General features: G+C 61.1%; 21 protein-coding genes. 11 read left to right on the forward strand and 10 right to left on the reverse strand.

Annotation, left to right across the window (positions count from 1 at the left end; genetic code table 11):
• Nucleotides 1-193 precede the first annotated feature (193 nt).
• From JVX98_RS07370 to JVX98_RS07395, 6 genes are all read left to right on the forward strand, one after another.
• Nucleotides 194-1,254, forward strand: a protein-coding gene (locus JVX98_RS07370) for an IS630 family transposase (protein WP_205236340.1) whose coding sequence is annotated in 2 segments (ribosomal slippage) — nt 194-686 and nt 686-1,254 — 1,062 coding nt in all. Because the reading frame shifts where the segments join, the coding sequence is not laid out codon by codon here.
• Nucleotides 1,255-1,839: 585 nt separating this feature from the next.
• On the forward strand, nt 1,840-3,993 hold the full coding sequence (locus tag JVX98_RS07375; RefSeq protein WP_205237022.1) for a nucleoside-diphosphate sugar epimerase/dehydratase: 2,154 nt from the start codon (nt 1,840-1,842) through the stop codon (nt 3,991-3,993).
• 40 nt (nt 3,994-4,033) lie between these two features.
• Nucleotides 4,034-5,257 (forward strand): glycosyltransferase family 4 protein, encoded by a 1,224-nt coding sequence (locus JVX98_RS07380; RefSeq protein WP_205236341.1) that lies wholly within the window; start codon nt 4,034-4,036, stop codon nt 5,255-5,257.
• Between the two features lie 214 nt (nt 5,258-5,471).
• A complete protein-coding gene (locus JVX98_RS07385; protein ID WP_205236342.1) occupies nt 5,472-6,602 on the forward strand; it encodes a glycosyltransferase in 1,131 nt (376 codons plus the stop codon).
• Between the two features lie 342 nt (nt 6,603-6,944).
• Nucleotides 6,945-7,796: an ATP-binding protein gene (locus JVX98_RS07390; RefSeq protein WP_205236343.1), complete on the forward strand. Its 852-nt coding sequence runs from the start codon at nt 6,945-6,947 to the stop codon at nt 7,794-7,796.
• Nucleotides 7,797-8,071: 275 nt separating this feature from the next.
• The gene (locus tag JVX98_RS07395) at nt 8,072-8,983 is read left to right on the forward strand and encodes an NAD-dependent epimerase/dehydratase family protein (protein WP_205236344.1); all 912 of its coding nucleotides are present in this window, start codon (nt 8,072-8,074) and stop codon (nt 8,981-8,983) included.
• Nucleotides 8,984-9,314: 331 nt separating this feature from the next.
• Here JVX98_RS07395 and JVX98_RS07400 read toward each other — a convergent pair whose 3' ends face one another.
• Complete coding sequence (locus tag JVX98_RS07400; RefSeq protein ID WP_205236345.1) at nt 9,315-9,725, reverse strand: 4-oxalocrotonate tautomerase family protein; 411 nt, start codon at nt 9,723-9,725, stop codon at nt 9,315-9,317.
• 110 nt (nt 9,726-9,835) lie between these two features.
• On the opposite strand from JVX98_RS07400, the gene JVX98_RS07405 reads away from it, so the two are divergent.
• The gene (locus JVX98_RS07405) at nt 9,836-10,699 is read left to right on the forward strand and encodes a LysR substrate-binding domain-containing protein (RefSeq protein ID WP_205236346.1); all 864 of its coding nucleotides are present in this window, start codon (nt 9,836-9,838) and stop codon (nt 10,697-10,699) included.
• Nucleotides 10,700-10,822: 123 nt separating this feature from the next.
• Here the strand turns inward: JVX98_RS07405 and JVX98_RS07410 are convergent, their stop codons facing one another.
• Nucleotides 10,823-11,572, reverse strand: coding sequence for an SDR family oxidoreductase (locus JVX98_RS07410; RefSeq protein WP_205236347.1), 750 nt, complete (start codon nt 11,570-11,572; stop codon nt 10,823-10,825).
• A 349-nt stretch (nt 11,573-11,921) separates the two neighbouring features.
• Between JVX98_RS07410 and JVX98_RS07415 the strand changes: the two genes are divergently transcribed.
• On the forward strand, nt 11,922-12,980 hold the full coding sequence (locus JVX98_RS07415; RefSeq protein WP_205236348.1) for a GNAT family N-acetyltransferase: 1,059 nt from the start codon (nt 11,922-11,924) through the stop codon (nt 12,978-12,980).
• A 75-nt stretch (nt 12,981-13,055) separates the two neighbouring features.
• On the opposite strand, the gene JVX98_RS07420 is transcribed toward JVX98_RS07415, so the two are convergent.
• The 3 genes from JVX98_RS07420 to JVX98_RS07430 form a co-directional block, all read right to left on the reverse strand.
• Complete coding sequence (locus JVX98_RS07420; RefSeq protein ID WP_205236349.1) at nt 13,056-13,835, reverse strand: ABC transporter substrate-binding protein; 780 nt, start codon at nt 13,833-13,835, stop codon at nt 13,056-13,058.
• Between the two features lie 127 nt (nt 13,836-13,962).
• Nucleotides 13,963-14,358: a VOC family protein gene (locus tag JVX98_RS07425; RefSeq protein ID WP_205236350.1), complete on the reverse strand. Its 396-nt coding sequence runs from the start codon at nt 14,356-14,358 to the stop codon at nt 13,963-13,965.
• Nucleotides 14,359-14,435: 77 nt separating this feature from the next.
• Nucleotides 14,436-15,344, reverse strand: a complete 909-nt coding sequence (locus JVX98_RS07430; RefSeq protein WP_205236351.1) for a DMT family transporter — start codon at nt 15,342-15,344, stop codon at nt 14,436-14,438.
• A 456-nt stretch (nt 15,345-15,800) separates the two neighbouring features.
• On the opposite strand from JVX98_RS07430, the gene JVX98_RS07435 reads away from it, so the two are divergent.
• On the forward strand, nt 15,801-16,904 hold the full coding sequence (locus JVX98_RS07435; RefSeq protein ID WP_205236352.1) for a DUF475 domain-containing protein: 1,104 nt from the start codon (nt 15,801-15,803) through the stop codon (nt 16,902-16,904).
• Nucleotides 16,905-17,021: 117 nt separating this feature from the next.
• Nucleotides 17,022-17,297: a hypothetical protein gene (locus JVX98_RS07440; protein WP_205236353.1), complete on the forward strand. Its 276-nt coding sequence runs from the start codon at nt 17,022-17,024 to the stop codon at nt 17,295-17,297.
• A gap of 94 nt (nt 17,298-17,391) precedes the next feature.
• On the opposite strand, the gene JVX98_RS07445 is transcribed toward JVX98_RS07440, so the two are convergent.
• A complete protein-coding gene (locus JVX98_RS07445; RefSeq protein ID WP_089045897.1) occupies nt 17,392-17,559 on the reverse strand; it encodes a hypothetical protein in 168 nt (55 codons plus the stop codon).
• A gap of 198 nt (nt 17,560-17,757) precedes the next feature.
• Here JVX98_RS07445 and JVX98_RS07450 point away from each other — a divergent pair, with 198 nt between their 5' ends.
• Nucleotides 17,758-18,171, forward strand: a complete 414-nt coding sequence (locus tag JVX98_RS07450; protein WP_205236354.1) for a hypothetical protein — start codon at nt 17,758-17,760, stop codon at nt 18,169-18,171.
• Between the two features lie 259 nt (nt 18,172-18,430).
• On the opposite strand, the gene JVX98_RS07455 is transcribed toward JVX98_RS07450, so the two are convergent.
• The 4 genes from JVX98_RS07455 to JVX98_RS07470 all read right to left on the reverse strand — a co-directional run bounded on the left by JVX98_RS07455 (nt 18,431) and on the right by JVX98_RS07470 (nt 21,769).
• A complete protein-coding gene (locus JVX98_RS07455; protein ID WP_089045897.1) occupies nt 18,431-18,598 on the reverse strand; it encodes a hypothetical protein in 168 nt (55 codons plus the stop codon).
• 206 nt (nt 18,599-18,804) lie between these two features.
• Nucleotides 18,805-20,322 (reverse strand): tripartite tricarboxylate transporter permease, encoded by a 1,518-nt coding sequence (locus JVX98_RS07460; protein WP_205236355.1) that lies wholly within the window; start codon nt 20,320-20,322, stop codon nt 18,805-18,807.
• A gap of 14 nt (nt 20,323-20,336) precedes the next feature.
• A complete protein-coding gene (locus JVX98_RS07465) occupies nt 20,337-20,828 on the reverse strand; it encodes a tripartite tricarboxylate transporter TctB family protein (protein WP_205236356.1) in 492 nt (163 codons plus the stop codon).
• Nucleotides 20,825-21,769, reverse strand: coding sequence for a tripartite tricarboxylate transporter substrate binding protein (locus JVX98_RS07470; RefSeq protein WP_205236357.1), 945 nt, complete (start codon nt 21,767-21,769; stop codon nt 20,825-20,827). The genes JVX98_RS07465 and JVX98_RS07470 overlap by 4 nt, the downstream gene beginning before the upstream one ends.
• Between the last annotated feature and the right edge of the window lie 336 nt (nt 21,770-22,105).

Here is a 22,105-nt window from a genome sequence, read left to right on the forward strand (position 1 = left end):
ATGGTCCGCCTCCGGTGGTCTGGGGGCTGTCGGCGTCGCTCGCCCTTCACCAGAGAGCGGTTCCGGGATGCGTGCTGGGGAGTGTTGAAGCGCCTTCTCCAATCGCACTAATACGCCGCCTCGCTGACCTCGACTCTTTGGCCTTCCCAAAGCGCGGTGAATCTGAATCTCTGGTGCAAACCGGAGGTCTGCGATGCGATCAGGGATTTCATTACGTGACGATTTTGATGGAGAAGGTCTGCGGCGGCTGGCGCGGCAGACGAAGGACGCAACCCAGGCGCGACGTCTGTTGGCACTCGCGTCGATCTACGATGGAGGCTCGCGTTCCGATGCCGCCCGCCTCGGCAACGTCACGCTTCAAATTGTTCGGGACTGGGTCATGCGGTTCAACGAACGCGGTCCTCAAGGCCTGATCAATGGCAAGGCTCCCGGCCCGCAGTCGCGGTTGAACGATCAGCAGCGCGCGGCCCTGGCGCAGACCATCGAGCGTGGGCCGACACCCTATCTCGATGGCGTTGTTCGCTGGCGTCTGTGCGACTTGGCTCAATGGCTTTGGGAAGAGTTTCGCGTGTCGGTGAGCGAGCAAACGTTGAGCCGCGAAGTACGGGCCATGGGCTATCGCAAGCTGGCTGCCCGGCCCAAACATCACGCTCAAGACCCTCAAGCCATTGAGGATTTTAAAAAAGTTTCCCCGCTGCAGTGGCACAGATTGCCGCCGGAGCAGCCCGAGGAAAACGGATAGAGATTTGGTTCGAGGATGAGGCCCGTATCGGGCAAAAGAACAAGATCACGCGCCGTTGGGCCAGGCGCGGAACACGGCCTTCAGCGCCGCACGACCAGCGCACAAGGTCGGCCTACATCTTCGGCGCAATCTGCCCGAAACTCGGCAAGGCGGCGGCGCTGGTCATGCCATGGTGCGACACCTACGCAATGACCCAGCATCTGGCCGAAATCGCCCGGCACGTCGATCACGACGCGCACGCTATCCTCATCATGGATCAGGCAGGCTGGCACATGTCCAACAATCTCGTCGTGCCCGGAAACATCACCATCCTGCCATTGCCGCCGAAGTCGCCGGAGCTCAACCCGGTCGAAAACCTCTGGCACTTCATGCGCGACAACTGGCTCTCAAACCGCGTCTTCAAATCCTACGACGACATCGTCGATCATTGCAACGATGCTTGGCGAAAGCTCGAAAGCCAGCCCTGGCGCATCATGTCTATCGGCCGCAGAGAATGGGCCAATGAGTTTTGATCAGTGAGGGGCCGTATAAGATTTGTCGGATGTATATTTTCGGATTTACTGCAAAATTTTCGTTCATTAATTTTGTAAATGAAAATTCTATCCTTTTTGTACGTAAAAGTGCGTGAAGTTGTTTTCGGAACTTAGATTTTATTTCGATATTTCGAGTGGTGCATTCTGCTCCCGGAGGAGCGGAGTGGTCGCTGGTTAATCCTAAAGGGCTATGGATTAATTTGCAGTAATACTATTGAGTTCTAAGATAATTAGGTAAATATCTTCCGATAAAACGAAAAGATAATTTACACGCAGTTTTCGGCGTGCGAGAGTTTGGGCGAAGTTGGCGTATTTTATTGCGAAGACCAAAGCTTGTATCCGTGCATAGATAAAATAAATTTCAGGTAACTTTGTATGATCTGATCTGTATCAGAATTGTATTCCAAACAAATTCAACGAGACATGACGTCTCAAGGCGCATCATTCGTCCGTCCGTTCTCGGCGCGGCGGTTGAATGGCGTTCTATGGATCGAAGGGTGTCGCATGCATCGCAACGAGGCCGCTGCCCAGCCCACGCAAGCCGTCGCCCCGTCTCCGCCGTCCATGGCGAGATACTGGGCAAGGTTCCTCACAATATTCACCTGGTTTGCCGCTGTCGGACGCGCACTTTTGCGCTTGGCGGCAAGAACGGCCGTATCCTCGGTCAAGCAGGTTCGTCGATCGCGTGTGCTCTATGCGATGGACATAGCGTCTGCAGCTTTGGCGCTCGTGGCCGCCTTTTTCCTGCGTTACGGTTTCGACGCGATGTCGACCCGTCCGGAGTTGATCTGGGCGCTGGTATCGACCGGGCCGCTATATCTTCTTGCCTGTGCGCTCGCTTTTCCGGTCGCCGGATTGTACGCCCGCGATTGGCGCTACTGCTCCGTTTCGGATCTGCGTTCGATCCTGCAGGCCGTCTTGATCAGTTCGGCGGCGCTGGTTTTGATGTCGTTCTTTGCGAACCGCCTGCAGGATATGCCGCGAAGCGTCGTGCCGCTCGAGGCGCTGCTTTTGACCGCATTCCTGTCGGCTTCGCGGCTGAGCTTCCGGCTTGACGAACTGGCGTTGCGCCCGAGCCGGCGCCAGCCGGTCGCCGAGGACAATGCCGAGCAGATCCCGACCTTGCTCGTCGGCAGCGGCCATGCGGCAGACCTCTATCTGAGAGCGCTCCGCCGAGATCCGCATTGCAGCCATAAGCCGGTCGGCTGCCTGGAAGTGACGCCGGAGCATACGGATATGACCTTGCGCGGCATTCCGATCCTCGGCGCGCTCAGCGATTTCGATAGTGTGGTCTGTGCGCTTGCAGAGAGTGGGCAGCTGCCGCGCCATGTCGTCTTTACCGAAGCGCTTTCGGCGTTCGGCGAGGGGGCGGAGGATGTGATGCGGCGCGCCGAAGCGCGTGGCATGACCGTATCGCGCCTGACGCAGATCACCGAACTCAAGAGCGCCAAGCAGGAAAGCCGTTTCGAGCTGCGCTCGATCGAGCTGACGGATCTTCTGGAGCGCCCGCAGGCAGCCCTCGACAACGAGGCAATTCTGCGCCTCATCCGCGGCCGTCGCGTCCTGATCACCGGCGCCGGTGGTTCGATCGGCAGCGAGCTTACCTTGCAGGTGGCAGCGCGCGAACCGGCCGAGCTCATCCTGGTCGAGAACTGCGAGTACAATCTCTATGCGATCGATATGGAACTCGGAGAGCGCTATCCGGCCGTCAAGCGGACCGCAAACCTTTGCAACGTCCGCCGGGCCAATCGCGTCAACGACGTCTTTGCCAAGTATCGGCCGGAACTCGTCTTCCATGCTGCCGCACTCAAGCACGTGCCGATGGTGGAGCTTAACCCTTGCGAGGGCGTGCTGACCAATGTGATCGGCACGATGAACGTCGCGAACGCCGCCCGCCGCTTCAAGGTGCAGGCGATGGTGCAGGTGTCGACCGATAAGGTCGTCAACCCGACCAGCGTGATGGGCGGGACCAAGCGGCTGGCCGAACTCTATTGCCAGGCGCTCGACCTTCATTGCCTGAAGAAGGGGTCTGGCCCGCGCTTCATGACCGTTCGCTTCGGCAACGTGCTTGGTTCGAGCGGCTCGCTGATCCCGTTGTTCAAGCGGCAGATCGCGAAGGGTGGCCCGCTGACGGTGACGGATCCGCGCATGACACGCTTCTTCATGACCATTCGCGAAGCCGTCGAACTGACGCTGCAGGCTTCGGCCTACGGTCTGGAAGGCGAAATCGGCAAGGGTGAGATTTTCGTTCTCGATATGAATGAGCCGATCAAGATCATCGACATCGCCAAGCGGATGATCCGGCTTGCCGGTCTTACGCCCGGCAAGGACATCGACATCGAGATCATCGGCCTGAGGCCCGGCGAAAAGCTCTATGAGGAGCTGTTCGATAGCGGCGAGCAACGCATCAGCTCTCCCATTCCGGGCGTGCTCGGCGCGATCCCGAATGCCGTACCCCTGACGACACTCAAGGAGATGTTCGCGCGCCTGAAGCTTTTTGCCGAACTCGGCGATCAGGCGATGGTTTTTGCGATCATGAACAGCCTTATTCCCGGCTTCGACAAGCATCCGGCCGAAGGTACGGCTGGGGCGCCCTCGTCGGATGACGGGGAGGAAGGGGCCGCCGACGCCGATGTCGCGCATCTGACTGACGATGTCCTGCAAGCAGCGCTGTCGAGCCTTAGGCGGGGGCCGCCTTCGACGCCGATGCCGATGTGATCTGTGCGATCTTTCGAACGCTTGTATGGAGCGCGGCCTGATGTTGATTGACGCGAGCGACTATTCTCCGGTCAGGCAGCCGCCACAGCGAGCGGCTGTCGCCGCAGGATCGGCGGTTGCCGGCGTGGTGCCGAAACAGCGGATCGCGGTGCTTTCGAGCTACAGCCGTTCGCTCACCAATTTTCGGCTGGAGCTGCTGCGGCGCCTGGTCGAGGCCGGCCATTCGGTTCTGGCCGTCGGGCCGGAAGAGGACGAGGACGTCATCCGTCAGCTTGCCGAGATCGGTGTGGAGTTCGTCCGCTCGCCGATGGCACGCACGGGGCTCAATCCCCTGACGGATCTGACGACGCTCTGGTCCTATTGGCGGCTCTTTCGTTCACGGCAGATCGATGTCGTGATCCCCTATACGATGAAGCCGATCGTCTATGGCGGCATTGCCGCCCGCCTGGCCGGCGTCAAGCGACGGTATTTTCTCGTGACCGGCCTTGGCCATGTCTACTCGGATGCCGCAAGCAAGCGGTGGATCGGGCGCCGCATCAAGCAGCTGAGCGTGCTGCTCTATCGGCTGGCGCTCAAGGGGGCTGGCGGGGTCTTTGCCTATAACCGTGCGGATTCCGCCGACATCGAGAGCTGCAGGCTGATCTCCGATCAGCGCGAGCTGACGCTGGTCCCGGGCTCTGGCGTGGATCTCGACCACTATGCTTTTTCGAGCCCGCCCAGCGGTCGCCCGGTCTTTCTGCTCGTCGCGCGCCTGCTGAAGGACAAGGGGATCGGCGAATATGTCGAGGCCGCGCGCCTCGTCCGCCAACAATTTCCGGAGGCCGAATTTCGTCTTTTGGGGCAGTTCGATCCCAGTCCGGCGGCGATCTCGGCTGAGACCATCGACGGATGGGTCAAGGACGGCAGCCTGAACTATCTCGGCGAAACCACGGATGTGCGCCCGCATCTCACCGATTGCAGCGTCTTCGTCCTGCCGTCCTATTATCGCGAGGGCATACCGCGCAGCATTCTCGAGGCGATGTCGACGGGGCGCGCGGTGGTCACCACCGATCTGCCGGGCTGCGACGAGACGGTGGTCGATGGGCTCAATGGCTACCTGGTGGAGCCGCGCAACGCCAAGCAACTGGCTGAAGCCATGTGCCGCTTCCTGAGAGCGCCTTCGCTGATCGCGGACATGGGGCTCAGGTCACGTGAACTCGCCCAATCAAAGTTCGATGTGCATGCCGTGAACAAGCTGCTTCTTGAGCGCATGGCCTTGATCTGATGGGCACATTTCACCTTTTTCAGAATAGTCGCGAGTGTTCTCCAAGAAAAGAACAACCGCGACGATGCTTTTCTAGAAACCTTTCGGTTGCGCGTGTTTCTAGCGCTTCAATGAGAAACTCATAATTTTCGATGTATACATTACTAATAGTTGTTGAATTGACGGTTGCTATGCATAATCGCCTTCGAGGGATATTCGAGGCGATTGTCTTACGATGGCAGGCAGCGTCGTTCACATCATCAACGACCTTAACGGAAACGGCGGTGCCGAGCGCCTGGTCGTGGAAATGGCGCAGCGACAGACGCGGTTTTCGGCAACGGTAATCGTGTGGAAGGGAGCCAATAACGAGCTCCTGGAAGACACGGCCTTCGCTGCCGTGACGATCATCGCGGTCAAGCTGTCGAGCCCCCGTTCGATTGCCAAAGCATGGCGCGCGATGCGGGCGGCGGACGTCGTGCACGTCCACCTGTTTCCGTCCCTCTATTTTTGCGCGCTCCTGCCCTTTCGGAAAATCTACACCGAGCACAACACCTGGAACCGCCGAAGGGCGAGGCGGTGGCTGCGCGGTATCGAGCGCTGGGTCTATGGCCGTTACGACTGTGTTGCGGCGATCAGCACACCTGTCCGCGACCACTTGTCCGAATGGCTGGCGCCTATGGCCGCGAAAATCCACATCGTCGAAAACGGCGTCAGCCTGGACCGGTTTGCGTCGGCGCGCGACCGCAAGCCGAGACAGGATGGCCTCTTCTACATCGGCATGGTTGGAAGCTTCACCGAGAAGAAGGACCAGGAAACCATCGTGCGCGCCCTCCAGCGGCTTCCGGACAATGTCCATGCGGTCTTTGCCGGTGTGGGGGATCGCCGTCCGATCGTCGAAGAACTCGCCGGCGCTCTGGGCGTGCGCGAGCGCGTCCACTTTTCAGGCTTGGTCCGGGATATCCCGGCGTTCCTCGGTCGCCTTGATCTCTATGTGCAATCCTCCCACTGGGAAGGCTTCGGCGTGGCGGTTGTCGAGGCGATGGCGTCGGACCTGCCAGTCCTGGTCAGCGATGTCGGAGGGCTGGCCGTCGTCGTTGACAACGACGACTACCGCTTCCCGGCGAAAAACCACGGGCAGCTTGCCGACCGCATTCGAGAACTTGCCAGCGATGAGGAGAAATATCGCAATGCAACAGCCTATGCGCGCCGCCGTGCGCAGGGCTTTTCGATCGACCGGACCGTCTCGTGCTACGAGGATCTTTACGATCTGATCAAGCCCGGTCCGCCGACATTGACGACGGCCGGCGCAGATACCGGCGCCTCTCGGTTCCGCCGTTCCTCGCACCCGTCACAGGATCTGCCCTGAGTAGTCGCGGCGTTCTGTCGGGGGATGTGGAGAAAGCAGGAGGCGACACGATCGGGCCACCGGGATCGTGGCGTGACGCAGTGGCTCATTCGAAAGCAACTGCTGAAATGTAACTTGGAATCTCCGGGGGAGTTGGTATTATCCCTGCATTGTTTTTGAATATACTGAAATTAACTGTTGTCGTTTTCATGTTTTGGGAGCCGATGTCGGCCAGTTTACCCTCAGGATCGTTGTAGCGGGCGCTGAGCCCCTGTCTGGAAAGGCAGGCGGCAAAGTAATCGGTCGCTGCCAGATGCCCTCTGGGTTCGAGAGCCGCAGGCAATTTTTACAGGTTGTCCGACCATGGTGATGAGCGCCCGGCAATTTTATTCTGGAGATGACGGCTCGACGGACTGGGTCCGGGAGTCGGAGTTCTTCGCGAGGCTGAAGATGCGAAACGGCACTTTCAAGCTCACACAGCCGTCGCGCTTTCGCGAGCTGGAAACCGCATTCAGGCCCTTGCTTTCGCAGCGGGCAGGGCAGTTGCGGGAGGTGCTCGATGTCGGCGTTTCCACCGGCGTGACGACGGTCGAGCTTTTGCGATACCTGGAGGCCTGCGGGGCCAAACCGAAGATCACCGCCACCGATCTCTTCATCGACGCGCACATCGTCGAGGTGGCGCCGGGGGTTCGCGTTCTTGCCGATCCGGAAGGCTGGCCGCTTCAGTATGATGTCGCCGGTCTTGCGATCCGGCCCTGGATCCGACGGCTCGACTATGTCTCCCTTGCCTTCATCCCGCGCCAACTGGCGAAATCCATGCTGCAGCCGCGCCTGCGCGCGCTGATCCGCAGCGGAAGGAGCGAGCCGGTCCAGATGATCACGCGGTCGTTGTCGCGCGATGATTCCATCGCATTCGTCGAGGATGACATCATGCGGCGCTCGCCGGACTTCGCCGGCCGCTTCGATCTCGTCAGAGCCGCGAACATTCTCAACAGGAGTTACTTCTCCAACGCGCAGATCCGCTTGGCCGTGTCCAACATTCGATCCTATCTGAGCGGCGCCGGAAGCCTGCTGATCGTGACCCGGACGAACGAGAAGGGCGAAAACGGGGGAACGCTTTTCGAGGTCGGCGCCGACGGCCGGTTCACGGTCCTGATGCGCGTCGGCTCAGGATCCGAAGTGGAAGACCTGATCCTTGGTTGCCCCGCGCCCTAAGGCACTGGGCGGTTCAACCGGTCTCGCCTGGGAAACGCCTCGGCTTTGTCGCTTTCCCAAGCGACGACATCTCAGCGAAACGGTAAACCTGGTGGCCGAAGCCTTGACGCCGCCCGGGCGACAAGGAAGATTGCAACCCAGACGGAAGGTCCGGTCGCGGACGCACTGGCCGAGTGCCGGTCGCGCTCCACGGTCGGCTCGGCGGCTCAGGAATCCACTTACACTTAAGATCCAGGCGCCTCCGATCGCGATGAGGTGTCGCGAGGGAAAACGGCTTGAAAAGGATACTGGTTACCGGTGGAGCCGGCTTCATTGGCGCGCACCTCGCCCGTCGGCTCATTAAGGCTGGCTATGACGTGACCATCCTTGATGATCTGAGTTCGGGAAAGCGAGAAAACATCCCGCAGGCTGCGACCTTCATCGAGGGGTCGGTGCTCGACCGCGACGCCGTGCGCCGCGCGCTCGCCAATGTGGATGCCTGCATCCATTTGGCGGCGATCTCCTCGGTCGAGCGGTGCAAGCGGCAACTGACATCATCGCACGCAATCAACATAACGGGGTTCCTCACCATCATCGAGGAACTTGCCCACTCCGGGGCTCATTTTCCGCTTGTCTACGCCTCATCGGCCGCGGTTTACGGGGCAAGCCAGGAACTGCCGCTTTCGGAAGCCGGACGTTGCATTCCGTTGTCGCCTTATGGTGCGGACAAGCTTTCCTGCGAACTTCACGCGCGGTCTGCCTATGAGGTTTACGGCATAGCGAGCCTGGGTCTGCGTTTCTTCAACGTGTACGGGCCGGGGCAGGATCCATCGTCTCCCTATTCCGGCGTGATCGCGAAGTTCGCCGAACGGCTGGAGCGCGGTGAAAACATCACCATCCATGGGGATGGCCGTCAGACCCGTGATTTCGTCCATGTGGACGACGTTGTGGAGGCTTTGCTGCACGCGCTTGGCCGCCGGGACACGGGCGCGCGCATCGTCAATGTTTGCAGCGGTGTCGAGACATCGATCAGCGACCTTGCGCGGATCATGATCGAGGAAACCGGCAGCCGCTCGGATCTCACCTATATCGACGGCCTACTGGGTGAAGTCAGGCGATCACGCGGGTGTGTTGAAACGTTCTACGCAACACTCGGCTATCGCTGCGCAACCGACCTTCGAACCGGGCTCGCGCGACTGCTGCAGTGAACGCGATGGCGAGGCGGCCTGCGGGTAGCGACGTTTGCCGGCCGCCAAGAGGGTCGATGACGCCACAGGCAACCGATTGCCGTTGGGCCAGGGCGCATTCTCGTCCGCGAAGGCGTTCCGCTAATCTACCATTCTTGGGACGCCGACAACGGCCCAGGCGGGACTTGTCAACGGATCTGCACCGCGGGCCGGCCTCCCGCCAGTGCAACCAGCGGCTCCATGACATGCCGCGCGCTGAGCCGGCGAGGGGAGGAAGGAAGCGGCTCGGCCATGTCTTCGGGCGCTCCGCTAACACGCTGAGTGCAAGCTCGGGAAGCGGCTCCCGCTGGCTTCATTTGCCGGATTTGAGCTTGCCGCTGATGTAGCGGAATTCCTGCGTCTTGCCGCCATAACCATAGGCGGCAGCCGAAACCTCGTGGACGAGAACGTAGCTCTCGTGGTGCACCCGCCCGAGCAACTGTTCAAAGCGCCCGAAGATGGCCTCGAGATAGGCAGCCATTTCCTGCTTGGTGTTGGTGCCGTCGACGACCTTGATGTCCAGCCAGAAGCTGTTGATATCCTGTTCGGCAAGTGACTTTCCGCCGGCGAACCAGTGTTCCGGGTCCGCATAGGTGACGACGATTGCCGTGATCGTCGGATCCTTGCGCAGGTGGGCAGCCGTCAGTTCGCTGACCGAGGCGGCAATCCGCGACGAGAGTGCCGGGTCCGGCTTGCCGCTGACGGTGACGTTGATGATGGGCATTGGCTGGTTCCTTTCGGGTTTCCCATTTCTTGTGTGAGCCCAATCTGCCATGTCTCTGTATTCGAAAAAATCGAATTGTTTGGCATTATAAATTCGACTAAATTGAAGTAATGCAAACCTTCGATCCTGACCTGCTGCGCACCTTTCTTGCTTTCGCCGAGAGCGGGTCTCTCGCGAACGCGGCTGCGGCCGTGGGGCGGACACCTTCGGCGGTGACCGCCCAGATGCAGCGCCTTGAAACGATGATCGGCGAGCCGCTGCTCGCACCCTCAGGCAGAGGGAGGATTCTGACGCCGGCCGGAGAGGAATTGGTCGTTCATGCACGCCGCATTCTCGAGGTACACCGGGATGCATGGCTAAGCCTGAAGGGGGCCAGCACCGACGGCCGCCTGGCCCTCGGCTGCACCCAGGATTTCGCCGACAGCAACCTGCCGGATCTGCTACGTCGCTTCGGGCGCACCCATTCGCGTGTGCGGCTGGACTTGAGGGTCGGCCGATCCCGTGAACTGACGTCGGCCTACGATCAGGGGCTGATCGACGTGCTGATCGTCATGCGGGAAGGGCCGACACCCGACGAGATCGCCATTTTGCGCGAACCGATGCTGTGGCTATCGGCATCGGATGTTCCATCCATGGCTGACAGTGAGTTGCCGATTGCCGTGCTGGATCCGCCCTGCGGCTTTCGCGCGGCTGCGACGGCGGCCCTCGACGAGGCGGGGCGCCACTATCGCATCGCGGCGACAAGCCCCAGCCTTTCTGGTCTGCGCGCGGCGGTGCGAAGCGGCATCGCCGTCACCGCGCGCACGCCGCGCTTCCTCGGAGAGGGCATAGCGCTCGCACCCCCGGCACTTTCGCTACCGGCATTGCCGAATGCGGAATTCAGCCTGCGGCTGAAAGCAAAGGCCGACAAGCCGGCGTCGAGCCTGGCGACATTGCTTGCCGAAGGCTTGGCGGTCGGTATCGAGCGGTGGTGAAGACGATCGCCCGGAAAGACTGCGGCGCGGCCGCGTCGATCTACGGGCGCTCCAGATCCGAGCACACAGCGACAAAGCGAGATGCGAAGCCGCCGCTGCACCGGAAATTGTCGACGATGACGCTCACATCTGCGCGGTCATACCGCCGTCCACGGTCAAGGTGATGCCATTGACGAAGCTGGCGGCGGGCGAGGCGAGGAACACAGCCGCCGGCGCAATCTCCTCCGGTCGGCCCCAGCGTTTCAGGGGAATGCGGACATCGACGAAGGCCTGCAGCGCCGGGTCGGCGGCAAGTGCCGCATTGGTCTCGGTTGCAAACCAACCGGGCGCGATCGCATTGACCGTGAGTGTCGCTGATCCAAGCTCCACCGCCAGCGAACGGGTGAGGGCATCGAGACCACCCTTGGCCGCGGTATAGGCGGGGTCGCCAGGCCGCGCCACGGAGGCGGCGATCGAGGTGACGAAGATCAGCCGGGCGGACGAGGATCGGCGAAAATAGGGAAGTGCCGCGCGCGCCATGGCATAGGCGGCCGTCAGGTCCGTGTTGACGAGGGCGGCAAAGGCCGCAGGGTCCATGGCGTCGGTCCCACGCCGATCGCGCTCGCCCACGGCATGAATGAGGACGTCGAGCTGGCCGGTCTTGGCCGCGGCCGCAGCGACGATCTCTTCCGCATCCGTTGAAACGTCGCCGGCGACGAGGTCGAGTGCGATGCCTTCGGCGGCGGCTTCGTGGCGCGCCATATCGAGGGCCGCTTCATTGCGGCCGTTGATAGCAACGACCGCGCCGGCCCGCGCAAGCGCCTTTGCCATCTCAAAGCCGAGACCGCGGCCGCCGCCCGTTACCAATGCCGTCATTCCGCTGAGCTCGAACATGTCGGTCTCCGATGCTTTCCGCCGATTCCGGGGTGAGGCTACACCAAATCCGGACAGGAGAGCTTTAGCGCCTGCCGTTGCCGCCGCCAATGGCGCAAGCCCGCCGGACCGCAGACCAATCTTGAGCGGTTACCGTAAAGCGCTTGCGCTGCACGGCCCGGCTGTCTAGTTCGGCAATTGCAATCGCGTCCGATCCGAGGGCGCAGGTAGAGAGAGGTAACAAGATGACAGTGTCCAACGCCGTGCGCCGGTCGGCTGAAGCCGGTCTGAAACGGGACGACCTGATCGTCTCCACTCTTTCTTCTGGCGTCAGGGATGGCATATCCCGCCGCAACAGGATTGCATTTTCATGTTTCTACTCGAACAAGCCGCCTATCCGGCTGCTCAATCCGTCCTAAAGGACCTTTCCTCCACCCACGTGGCCATCGCTGCCGTACTCGACGGCACCCTAGAGGGTGAAGTCTGGGTCGATCGCGCGGTAGAGCCGCGCGTTGCGTTGCTCGCCAATGGCGATGCCTACTATCTCGCGGGCCTGCCCGATGAGGCGGGCGAAAGCTTTGCCGAGCTGAAGGAACTGATCCCCGACTGGGCCTATTTCTTCGTCGAAAACCGCTGGTCCGATCGTCTGGGCGACATCTGGTCCAATGGCTTCGCCCGCCCGCATCCGCGCGTCAGGATGGGTTTGCCGGCAGTAAGTCATGGCCTCGCGGCGACGGCGTTGCCTGACGGCTTCCGCCTCGTGCCGATCGACCAGCGCCTGCTCGATCTGGAACCCGGCGATATCGAGACCGTGACCGATCTTATGGAAGGCTGGGCCTCCCCCGAAGTCTTCCTGGAAAACGCCATCGGCTTCTGCGTGCTTCACGACGGGTCCATCGTCAGCCATTGCGCAACCGACAGCGTCAGCGGCACCCGTTGCGAAGTGGGTGTCGGGACCGAGCCTGGCTATCGGCGCCTGGGGCTCGGCAAGGCGGCGGCGGCTGCGACGATTGCCGAGTGCGTCAAGCGAGGTCGGCCCGATATCGAATGGCACACGCACGCCTCGAACAAGGGGTCGATCGCGATTGCCAACGGCATCGGCCTCATCGAACGCGATCGGCATGTTGCCTATAGCGGAAACTTGCCGGCGGAGAACGTCGGCGATCTCGATCTCGATACTTGCCGGGAATGGGGGCTGCATCTGGAGCGGGCGAGCGATCACATCAACTGGTATCGCTTCCACGCGACCGGAGCCTGGACGCTTGCCGGCGACCGCACCCGGGCGCTTGCCAATCTCCGCCAGCTTGTCGATGGCGGTTGGGAAGGCGAGGCCGAGTGGCTCGAGGGCTACTGGGCCGTGCAATCGCTCGTCGACGATCCCGAATTCAAGGCGATCGTGGCGAAGCAGCGCGCGGTGAGCGAAGCCTAGCCATAAACAGGCCGGCCGCGCCCTTGGGGTGCGGCCGGTCTTTCGAAGCGGCCGTGCCGACCGGCCATCCATGCGTCACTTCATCGTATAGACGTCGATGGTGAAGTACTTGTCGTTGATCTTCTTGTAGGTCCCGTCGGCACGGATTTCGTCGAGGGCCTTGTTCAGCCGCTCGCGCAGGTCGTTGTCCTCCTGGCGCACGGCAATGCCGACGCCTTCGCCGACGAATTTCTTGTCGGTGATGGGCTCGCCGATCAGTTCGCAGCATGCCTTTCCGTCGGCATTCTTCGTCACCCAGTCGAGCAGCGGCAGCATGTCGCCCACCTGCAGGTCGAGGCGGCCGTTGACCATGTCGAGATTGGCCTCGTCCTGGGTCGGATAAAGCTTGATCTCCGCGTCGGGATAGGTGGCGGTGATGTAGTCGGCCTGGGTCGTGCCCGACTGCGCGCCGATCACCTTGCCCTTGAGCGCTTCATTGGTGAACTCGGTAAAGCCTGCACCCTTAGGGGCCGCATGCGTCATGGCTGCGAGGTAGTAGGGATTGGTGAAGGCGACCTGCTTCTTGCGTTCCTCGGTGATGAACATCGAAGCGATGATCAGGTCGTATTTCTTGGCGACCAAACCGGGAATGATGCCGTCCCAGTCCTGCGCGACGACTTCGCATTCGACCTTCATGCGCTCGCAAAGTGCTAATCCGATGTCGACGTCGAAGCCGCCGATCTTGCCGGCGGGGTCGATGAAGTTGAAGGGAGGGTAGGCTCCTTCCGTGCCGATCTTGATCTTTTCGGCGGCCTGGGCCGAAACGGCCGTTGCCGCCATCATGGCGAGCACTGCTGCTGCAATCCGCTTCTTCATTCGCGTTCCCCTTGTTGCGCATCATTCTTGATGCTTCCGGGGAAGACTAAGTCGCGCTTGTCTATAAGCGAAATAGATAGGCGCGATAATCGGTATTGTTTTGGTTGATCTGTCTGGCGGCCAGGTCCTACTTGTAGCGACCGTGGCGCTGCAGCACTTCGACCTTGTAACCGTCGGGATCGACCACGAAGAAGAACCGGGCAAGCAGCGCGCCGTCTCGGTTGAAGTCGACGATCTTTCCCGGGTTGAGGCCGGCTTCCGTGAGCCGCTGATGTTCGGCGTCGAGGTCGTCGACCGACAACGCCAGATGACCATAGCCATCACCGAGCGCATAGGGCTCGCTCCGGTCCTTGTTGACCGTCAGCTCAAGCTCGAATTCGCTTTCCCCGTTCCTGAGGTAGATCAGCACGAAGGTTTCGAACTCCAGCCGTTCAGCGATTTCGAGCCCGAAGGCCACACGATAGAAATCGATCGATCGTTTCTCGTCGAGAACACGGATCATCGAATGGATCGCTTTGGCCACGGGCATATCTCCTTCACGCTTTGATCTCGGCGGCGTAGCAGAGTGTCGCCGATGAGGGAACCCCGCCGGGCGGGAGATCAGGCTTTTGTCTTTCGCTTCTTCAACTGCTGTTCGCGGAAGAAGATGAAGAGGCCCGAGGCGACGATCAATGCCGCTCCGACGAGCACGGTCGGGCGCGGCGTGTCGCCGAAGAAGAACCAGCCGAAGACGACGGCCCAGAAGAGCAGCGTGTACTGCAGCGGGACGACGGTGGCGGCATCGGCGAGCTTGAGCGACCGATTGACGAGGATATGCGCGAGCATCGCCACGATGCCGAGCGCGCCGAGTTGCAACAGCGCTTCGCCGTCGACCGGCGCCCAGCCGGAGGGATTGGCGGCAACGCCGACGAGCGAGAAGATGAGCGCGCCGACGATCTGCCAGAAGACCAGCGTCGTGTCAGGCGTGGAGCGGAGCGTGCGACCGAGCATGAGGGCAAAGGCGAAGGCGGTGCTGCCGGCAAGCGCAATCAAGGCCGGAAGGCCGAGGCTTTCCTTGGAGGGCTCGAGCGCGATCAAAACGCCGGCAAAGCCGATGAGGATCGCCGTCCAGCGCCGCCAGCCAACCTTTTCGCCAAGCAGGAACGGCGAGGCCGCCGCCACATAGATCGGCGCGGCCAGCCAGTAGGTCATGGTATCGGCGAGCGGCATGTAGGCGACCGCGAAATAAAAGGCGGAGGCGTCGATGGCAAAGAGCAGCGAGCGAAGGGCCTGGAGGCCGGGACGCTCGACCTGGAACATAGAGCGCAGGCCGCGCCTGAGAATGAAGGGCGACAGGAACAGAAGCGCCGCAACGCTTCGGATCACCATCAACTGGCTGACGGAGTAGGTCGCGACCAGCCATTTCCCCATGACGTCGTTCAGCGAAAACATCAGCATGCCGAGCAGCATGATGAGAACACCGGTGCGGGCGGCGTTCGGGGCGGTTATGGGGGCGGAGATCACGGTCATGTCAGGGCCTTCGATAAGTTGCGCACGCCATGCCACATTCAGCGCGGCCGATCCATTGCCGTGTGCATATGGAACCATAAGTTTTGCGAATGAATGGGCGGCGGCGTCCGGGGCGGCAGCCGAACCAAGACAGAGCTTGGCAACAACCGTTTGGCGATCCACCATCAAAGCGAGTGGCCGCCCCCTTGACGTTCCGCCTGACACTGCTAATTAGTCAAACGTTCCCGCCGTCCAGACATCGGATCGCGGGTCGAACACTGGTGCCGGGCCCCTCTGGCGAGAGTTTTTACGGCGCTCTCGTGATGTCGGTACCGCCAGCAAATTAGCCGGCGGATTAGCTCCCATGAAAACTGATCTCATGCCTCACGCATGTGCCCCTTCGGCCGTGCGCATTTCTGTTTTGAAACCTCATCTTTTCACCGAATCCGGCGTCGTCCGCGCGAAGGAGGCACGTCGATGAACCAGCCTCAATCGCATTCGAGCGCGCTCGGCTATTTCACCTGGGCCTTCATCGTCACGGCGGTCGGCCTTGTGCTCGGCGCCTGGCTCGGCTGGCAGTCGACCGGCACCATCGGTGGCATGGCCTCCGTCTTCTTCATCTGTACCGTGCTTGCGGTGCTCGAAATCTCCCTGTCCTTCGATAACGCCATCGTCAATGCCAACAAGCTCAAGGACATGACGCCCGAGTGGCAGCATCGCTTTCTGACCTGGGGCATTCTCATCGCCGTCTTCGGCATGCGTATCGTCTTCCCGCTCCTGATCGTCGTTATCGCAGCGAAGATCGGTCCGATCGAAGCGATCGTTCTGGCGGCAAGCAAGCCCGAAGAATACGCGCGCATCATGAACGACGCGCATCTGCCGATCGCGGCCTTCGGCGGCACCTTCCTGATGATGGTCGGTCTCAGCTACTTCTTCGACCATGAGAAGGACGTGCACTGGATCAAGTGGGTCGAAACCAAGATGGCGCGTTTTGCGACCATCAAGGGCATTGAGATCGCATTCGTCCTCGCTCTCATCCTTGGCTTCTCGACGCTGCTTGAGCCGGCGGACGTGCACACCTTCGTCTATTCGGCGATCTATGGCCTTCTGACCTTCCTCGTGGTTGAGGTGGTCGGTGGCCTGCTCGATGCGCAGCAGGAAACCATGAGCGCTGCAGCAAAGGGCGGCTTCGGTGCCTTCCTTTATCTGGAAGTTCTCGATGCCAGCTTCTCGTTCGACGGCGTTATCGGCGCCTTCGCACTGACGCAGAACCTCTTCATCATCGCGATCGGCCTCGGCATCGGTGCCATGTATGTGCGCTCGATGACGATCATGCTCGTCGAAAAGGGTACGCTCAGCGAATATCGCTACCTGGAACACGGCGCGTTCTACGCGATCCTGATCCTCTCGGTGGTCATGTACTTCCAGACGCTCGTCCACATTCCGGAAGTCATCACCGGCCTCGGCGGTGCTGCGCTCATCGGCATCTCGCTCTGGTCGTCGATCCGCTACAACAAGCGGGAACGCCAGGAAGAACTTGCCGGCGGGCGCGAGGAAGAGCGGGCTCGCGCAGAAGCCTAAGCGGCGAGCTCCTTGCAAATCAGAAGCGGCCCGGCGGAAACGGCGGGCCGTTTTTCTTTCGGCTCGGTTCGACCGTGCCGCGTTGTCAACTCACGCAGCACACCGGATAAGGAACGTATGCTGGCTGACGATCTGAAGAATGTGCTCGAGGAACTGTACAGGGCAGGTGCGCATCGCGTGCCGGCCGAAGACATCGATTGGCCGCAGGACCTGCATGCGGCGGTCTTCCGTGCGCTCAACATGCAATACATGGTCCGCCGGCAGGACGACGCCGGTCATGTCGAGTTCTCACTGACGCGGGCCGGCTACACAGCAATCGATGCCGAGGTTCCCTGGTCCCAGATCCTTCGGACCCGATTGCGAGATTTCCTGCCGTTCGGAAAATCTCGCTGACACCCTCAAATGCAAAGCGGCCCGGCGATCTTTCGATCCCGAGCCGTTTTTCATCCTTGGGAGGATAAGGCGCCCTTTAGAGCGCTGGTATTTGTTAGCCGCGGCGCGTATCCGGGAAGTTCGCGGGGTCGATGCCGAGCGTGCGCAGGTCGCTTGCCTTCGGGCGGCGGTGACCTTCGACAGCGGCGGCGGCAGCGCTAGCAGCGCCGAGAACTGCGAATGCACGACCGATGAAACCCTTGTGATAAGTTGTGGTAGCCATCTTCTTGCTCGCTTTCGTTTTCTCTCTTATGAGCAAAAGATGGGGGTTGGTCGGTCTTTTTGCAATGCACAATCGGACACGCCAGCTATGCGCCAAGAGCTTGGCCTGGCGGACGCCGCGGCAAACTCCATCATCTCAGTTAGAAACTGGCGCGGTGCCCTCGTCTAAACGGGCAGTGGCAAAATCACAGGAATGCCGATGGTGATAAAGGCAAAATGGACGGACGCGGATTTCAATAACATGGGGTGGCATGATTGCCGTCTTTACGCGATCAAGTTGCTGGACCAAAGGTTCAACCTGTCCTTCGACATCGACTATATGTTCCGCTGGCACCAAACAGGATTCGATATTTCGCCATGCGTCCTGACGTTTTTCAATGTCTTCGATCTGAAAATAAATCTCGACTACGACGGAAATCTTCTTTGCTTCATCAGCGACATTAACCGCCTCGAAGCTCGATCGCCGAACGGGACGCGCATTTGGCTCTACGGGATAGAGTGCAATGTCGGGAGCATCTCGTTCTCGGCCACCGGTTTCGAACAAACGGTTAAGGCGCCGCCAACCTGCTCGGAAACTCAAGATCTCAATCGCGGCCATCTGGTCATGGAATAGTTGGTGCCGGAGGCGGACTGACAGAAGAGGCGCAGCGGGCGTCGTCAAACTCTCACGTTCACAAAGTACGACGGTCCGCGTCTTTCCGTTCCGGCCGTCGGTCGCAGACAGCGCGCGCCATCGATTGGTTAGGGTGCGAGGCCCGCAATTTAGCGATTGGCGCCTTGTGCTTCAAAACAATACGGCCCGGTGGTCTTCCGACCCCGAGCCGTTTTTCGTCCTTGGGAGGATAAGGCGCCCCTCAGGGCGCTGGAATTTGTTAGCCGCGGCGCGTGTCCGGGAAGTTCGCTGGGTCGATGCCGAGCGTGCGCAGGTCGCTTGCCTTCGGGCGGCGGTGACCTTCGACAGCGGCGGCGGCAGCGCTAGCAGCGCCGAGAACTGCGAATGCACGACCGATGAAACCCTTGTGATAAGTTGTGGTAGCCATCTTCTTGCTCGCTTTCGTTTTCTCTTTGATGAGCAAAAGATGGGGTCTGGCCGGTCTTATTGCAATGCACAATCGGACAGGCCAGCCATGCAAGGGAAGCAGGCCCGGTCGGTTTTCAAACCGGCCGGACCTGCGGATAGGCCTTGGGAGAAGGCGCTATGTCGATCGGGTCCGAAAGGGTTTCCGGACCCGATTGTTATTGGGGCTCAGTCTTCGTTGGCGGCGAGCTGCGAAAGGACTTCGCCGCGGCCACGGGCCCGAAGTATGAGCGGTACGATCAGCGCTGCAGCTGCGATGATCAGGAGGCCTGCGGCAATCGGCGAGGTGAACAGGACCGAGTAGTCCCCCTGGCTGATCGCGAGCGCGCGGCGCAGCTGCTGTTCCGCGAGCGGGCCCAGGATCAGACCGACAACGACAGGCGCGATCGGATAGCCGAAGATGCGCATGGCGTAGCCGAGCATGCCGAACGCGAGCAGCATGCCGAGTTCGTAGACCGACGGGTTGGCGCCGATGGTGCCGAGCGTGGCAAACAGGAGGATGCCAGCATAGAGCCAAGGCTTCGGAACGGTCAGCAGCTTCACCCAAAGACCGATCAACGGCAGGTTCAGGACCAGCAGCATGAAGTTGGCGATCAGCAGGCTGGCGATCAGGCCCCAGACGAGCTGCGGATTGGTCGCAAACAGCAGCGGTCCGGGCTGGAGCCCATATTGCTGGAAGCCGGCAAGCATGATCGCCGCGGTTGCCGTGGTCGGCAGGCCGAGCGTCAGCAGCGGAACGAGCGTACCGGCGGCCGAGGCGTTGTTGGCCGCTTCCGGACCGGCGACGCCTTCGATCGCGCCATTGCCGAATTCTTCCGGATGCTTCGTCAGGCGCTTTTCGGTGGCGTAGGACAGGAAGGTACCGATTTCGGCGCCGCCAGCCGGCATAGCGCCGATCGGGAAGCCGATGAGCGTACCGCGCAGCCAAGCCTTCCAGGAACGTGCCCAGTCGGCCGCATTCATCCACACCGAGCCACGGACGGCCTCGACCTTGTCGGGCCCCTTGTCGCCCTGTGCCGCGATGTAGAGCGTCTCGCCAATCGCGAACATGGCAACGGCGAGCGTCGTGACCTCGATGCCGTCAAGCAGTTCGGGAACGCCAAAGGAAAGACGTGCCTGGCCTGTCAGCTGGTCGATGCCGATGACGGAAAGCGCGAGGCCGACAAACAGCGACGTCAGACCACGAAGGGTGCTGTCGCCGAAGGCCGAGGAAACGGTGACAAAGGCGAGAACCATCAGTGCGAAATATTCGCGCGGACCGAAAACCAGGGCCAGCTTGACGATGTAAGGCGCGATGAAGGCAAGAGCGAGCGTGGCGATCAGGCCGGCGACGAAGGAGCCGATCGCGGCCGTTGCCAGCGCTGGCCCGCCGCGTCCTGCTCTCGCCATCTTGTTGCCTTCGAGCGCAGTCACGATCGAGGCGCTTTCGCCAGGCGTGTTCAATAGGATCGACGTGGTCGAGCCGCCATACATGCCGCCGTAGTAAATGCCGGCAAACATGATCAGCGAGCCGCCGGGATCGAGACGGTAGGTGACCGGCAGCAGGAGCGCAACCGTCAGGGCCGGGCCGATGCCGGGCAGGACGCCAACCGCCGTGCCGAGCGTCACGCCGATCAGCGCGTAGAGCAGGTTCATCGGCTGCGCAGCAACCAGCAATCCCTGCATCAGGAATTCAAAAGTAGCCATGGTCGTCGGCCCTCTTAGAAGAACAGGCGTTCAAGCGGCCCCGCGGGCAGCGACAGAAGCAGGAGCTTGGCGAAGATTACCCACACCACAAAGCAGATCGCAATGCCGACGGGGAGCGAGAACCAGAGCTTGCGCTTGCCGAAACCACGTGCGGTCAACGCGAACAGAATGCCGGTGGCGATCGAGAAACCTGCAATGTTTAACAGCAGCATCTGGGCGGCAAGACCACCGACGATCCAGACAACCGGAGCGACTTCCTGGCGCTCGCGCTCCGGAAAATCGCCGCGAAACGCTTCGATCGCGGTCCAGATCGCAAGGCCAAAAAGACAGAAGGCGATCGCATAGGGGACCGTGGTCGGTCCGACCTGGGAGTAGCCGGCAGCGCCGGTCAGGCGCGACACATCCCAGAAAATGAGTCCAGCGATAGCGGCGAGAACCACCGCGATGAAGAGCGCCGCCCGATCCGGGCGACGCGTTGCAGTTGAAGGGTGATGCCCCTTGGTCATTTCACCAGTCCAATGTCCTTGAGAACGCCTTCGGTCGCCGCAACGTCCTTGTCGAGCTGGGTGTTGAAGGCGTCACCGGCGAGATAGCTGTCCTGCCAGCCCTTGGTCTTCAGGACTTCCTGCCAACCGGCGGACTTCGCAAGCTTCTCGATATCGGCGGTTACGGCGGCCTTCTGCTCGTCTGAGAGGCCCGGAGCAGCAGCGATCATGCGCCAGTTTTCGACTGTCACATCGAGACCGGATTCCTTCAGCGTCGGAGCATCGACGCCGGCAAGACGCTCGGCACTCGAGACGGCGAGCAGGCGAAGCGTGCCGGCCTTAACCTGCGATTCGAACTCGCCGTAGCCCGAGATACCTGCGGTAACCTGGCTGCCGAGGATAGCAGCGAGTGCTTCACCGCCGCCGGAATAGGCGATGTAGTTGATCTTGGTCGGGTCGACGCCGGCCGCTTTGGCGATCAGGCCAACAGCGATGTGGTCGGTACCGCCGGCCGAGCCGCCAGCCCAGGACACAGCACCCGGATCCTTCTTCAGGGCTTCGACGAGGTCGCCCATGGTCTTGATATCGGACGAGGCCGGAACGACGACAGCTTCGTATTCGCCGGTGAGGCGCGCGATCGGCGTAACGTCCTTAAGGGTGACCGGGGACTTGTTGGTGAGGATTGCACCGACCATGACGTAGCCGCCGACGATCAGGGCGTTGGCGTTGCCCTTCTGCTGGCTGGCGAACTGGGCAAGGCCGATCGTGCCGCCGGCGCCCGGTACGTTCTGGACCTGAACGTTGCCGGAAATGCCTTCCTGCTGCAGCACCGTCTGAAGCGAACGGGCCGTCTGGTCCCAGCCGCCGCCCGGGTTTGCCGGAGCAATGATCGTGTAGTCAGCGGCAACCGCCGGGAGCGACATGGCGCCGGCGAGAATCGTTGCGAGGAAAATGTGTTTCAAGGTCAGTCCTCCGTGAGGCGCGTTTTCACCGCGCACGTTGTTGCTGTGTGCGAACGGGAAGACGGCGACGGGCTCTTTCGACCCTTATCGCTTGACCGGATTGGTGGTTTCCTCCCAGTACGCAACCGGCGGCCCGCCTCCACGGGTGCCAGTGACCTTAAGGCACCATAGAAAGCTGACATTTAGCTGACATCAAGCCCCGAATGCGAAAATCCTATCGCACCGTTTACGGAATCTTAGGTTCTCGCATGCGCTGACAGGCGATGTTGCCGGTCCCCGGCGTTCAAACTGAACAAGTTCCCGATCGGCTTTCGCGGCGGAACCTCGAATCGCGAC

The sequence above is a fragment of the Ensifer sp. PDNC004 genome, assembly GCF_016919405.1.
Classification (GTDB): Bacteria; Pseudomonadota; Alphaproteobacteria; order Rhizobiales; family Rhizobiaceae; genus Ensifer.

Coding starts and splice junctions, on each gene's coding strand:
- JVX98_RS07375 (WP_205237022.1), top strand. CDS start 1,840: ATGGCGAGATACTGGGCAAGGTTCCTCACAATATTCACCTGGTTTGCC.
- JVX98_RS07380 (WP_205236341.1), top strand. CDS start 4,034: ATGTTGATTGACGCGAGCGACTATTCTCCGGTCAGGCAGCCGCCACAG.
- JVX98_RS07385 (WP_205236342.1), top strand. CDS start 5,472: ATGGCAGGCAGCGTCGTTCACATCATCAACGACCTTAACGGAAACGGC.
- JVX98_RS07390 (WP_205236343.1), top strand. CDS start 6,945: ATGGTGATGAGCGCCCGGCAATTTTATTCTGGAGATGACGGCTCGACG.
- JVX98_RS07400 (WP_205236345.1), bottom strand. CDS start 9,725: ATGCCCATCATCAACGTCACCGTCAGCGGCAAGCCGGACCCGGCACTC.
- JVX98_RS07405 (WP_205236346.1), top strand. CDS start 9,836: ATGCAAACCTTCGATCCTGACCTGCTGCGCACCTTTCTTGCTTTCGCC.
- JVX98_RS07410 (WP_205236347.1), bottom strand. CDS start 11,572: ATGTTCGAGCTCAGCGGAATGACGGCATTGGTAACGGGCGGCGGCCGC.
- JVX98_RS07415 (WP_205236348.1), top strand. CDS start 11,922: ATGTTTCTACTCGAACAAGCCGCCTATCCGGCTGCTCAATCCGTCCTA.
- JVX98_RS07420 (WP_205236349.1), bottom strand. CDS start 13,835: ATGAAGAAGCGGATTGCAGCAGCAGTGCTCGCCATGATGGCGGCAACG.
- JVX98_RS07430 (WP_205236351.1), bottom strand. CDS start 15,344: ATGACCGTGATCTCCGCCCCCATAACCGCCCCGAACGCCGCCCGCACC.
- JVX98_RS07435 (WP_205236352.1), top strand. CDS start 15,801: ATGAACCAGCCTCAATCGCATTCGAGCGCGCTCGGCTATTTCACCTGG.
- JVX98_RS07440 (WP_205236353.1), top strand. CDS start 17,022: ATGCTGGCTGACGATCTGAAGAATGTGCTCGAGGAACTGTACAGGGCA.
- JVX98_RS07445 (WP_089045897.1), bottom strand. CDS start 17,559: ATGGCTACCACAACTTATCACAAGGGTTTCATCGGTCGTGCATTCGCA.
- JVX98_RS07450 (WP_205236354.1), top strand. CDS start 17,758: ATGGTGATAAAGGCAAAATGGACGGACGCGGATTTCAATAACATGGGG.
- JVX98_RS07455 (WP_089045897.1), bottom strand. CDS start 18,598: ATGGCTACCACAACTTATCACAAGGGTTTCATCGGTCGTGCATTCGCA.
- JVX98_RS07460 (WP_205236355.1), bottom strand. CDS start 20,322: ATGGCTACTTTTGAATTCCTGATGCAGGGATTGCTGGTTGCTGCGCAG.
- JVX98_RS07465 (WP_205236356.1), bottom strand. CDS start 20,828: ATGACCAAGGGGCATCACCCTTCAACTGCAACGCGTCGCCCGGATCGG.